The 1,492-nt window shown below is 30.2% G+C and carries 1 protein-coding gene and 1 pseudogene; both read right to left on the reverse strand.

Annotation, left to right across the window (positions count from 1 at the left end):
- Positions 1-673, reverse strand: a pseudogene (locus CXF67_RS09750) (MutS-related protein); the annotation flags it as partial.
- Between the two features lie 297 nt (positions 674-970).
- Complete coding sequence (locus CXF67_RS09755) at positions 971-1,417, reverse strand: cytochrome c oxidase assembly factor Coa1 family protein (protein ID WP_102088580.1); 447 nt, start codon at positions 1,415-1,417, stop codon at positions 971-973.
- Positions 1,418-1,492 lie beyond the last annotated feature (75 nt).

The following is a 1,492-nucleotide window of genomic DNA, read 5'->3' on the forward strand; positions in this document are numbered from 1 at the left end:
ATATTGGATTGACAAATAAATGTGAAGCCACAATATTAAGTCTAAAAAGTTGTGGTATTGAACTTACATATTGGACTAAATTATTTTTGTTCCAATAATGAATCACAAAATTAATACAGAAAACACCTAATAAAATTATGAAAAATATAGGGTTTAAAAAAGCAAAAATCAGTGACATTAAACTTGTAAACGACAATAATTTTATAATAAAAAACCATTTTGGTGGATTTAGATGCTCTTCTTGAAATAGCCTAGTTATATAGTACGCATCTTTATGTTTTAGTTTTTCGATCTTTTTTTGTGCCGAAATTCTTAATTCAGGATTTTCTGATAATTCGGTTATTAAGTCTTCGTTTAACTTGGTTTGTTTTTCATTTACTTTTATTGTGCGAAGATTATTGTAAAAGTATTGTTGACCAACTTTTGAGTTAGTTCGGTCAAGAAACATAAACAAATCATCAAAATCCAAGTCATTACAAGTTTTGTCTGATAATACTTGATGAACTTTTGAATTGTCTTTTTTTCTGAAGTATTTTTCAATGTTATCAAAGTCAAAGGAATCATCTTTCAATTTTCCAAATGATTCTTTTAATCTTTGATTTAACTCTTTTTTTCGATTGAAGAATATTTGAGAAAACGAGTATTTTATTTGAAATATTATGTCTTTAATCATTGAACAATTAGTGTTGAATTTCTATTTAATGTTACAAAAAATGTTCAGTTTATTGTTCATCTGCTTAATTTTAACGAGGTTTTTTTACATTACTGGCAACGTCTCGTATATGAAAAGTAGCGCTGAAAATAAGCGGTTACTTTTCGGATAAACACAAGCCGAATTTTTAAATTTTACTATTTATTTTTTTGTTGGAAATCGTCAAATTTAAAAATTTGGCGACTTTCCAAAAACGCCCAAACTTTTGTGTTAGCAATGACTTGCGCTATTTTTTATATACATTGTTGCCCACCGTTTTTATTCCGTTGTTGATATTTCAATCGTCTGTTTTAACTCAGGTGGATTTTTAATTCGCACTTTAATTTTCGTGTAATTCCATTTATTTTTTATTCGGTCGGCAGAAATATCCATTCGTGCTTTTCCTTTATCGCCAACAATCCGAATAGTTGAATTTACAGTTTTGTTTTCATTGCTAAACTCAACTTGTCCCTCCATTATCGCCATTTTATCTATCGGCTCAATTTCGCCCAACAATTCCGTTACTCTTTCATCGGATTTAGCTCTTTCGAGTGCATTTTCATAAAGTTCAGTATCGGCATACGCTTGAGCCAAATCGGTTGCAATTCCGCCCATTCCAGTTGAGAAAAAAATCACGAGTGAAATTATCATTATTCCGCTTACTGGAACGAGCCATTTCCAATTTCGTTTCCACCAACTTTTTTGTTCAATTAGTTCGTTATTCATCTCGGTTTTTAATAGTCATAGTTTTAATTATTTCGCCAAAATTTTCTCGCTTGCACGATTTTTTCAAATGGTGGG

This window comes from Psychroflexus sp. MES1-P1E (assembly GCF_002836055.1).
Lineage (GTDB): Bacteria > Bacteroidota > Bacteroidia > Flavobacteriales > Flavobacteriaceae > Psychroflexus.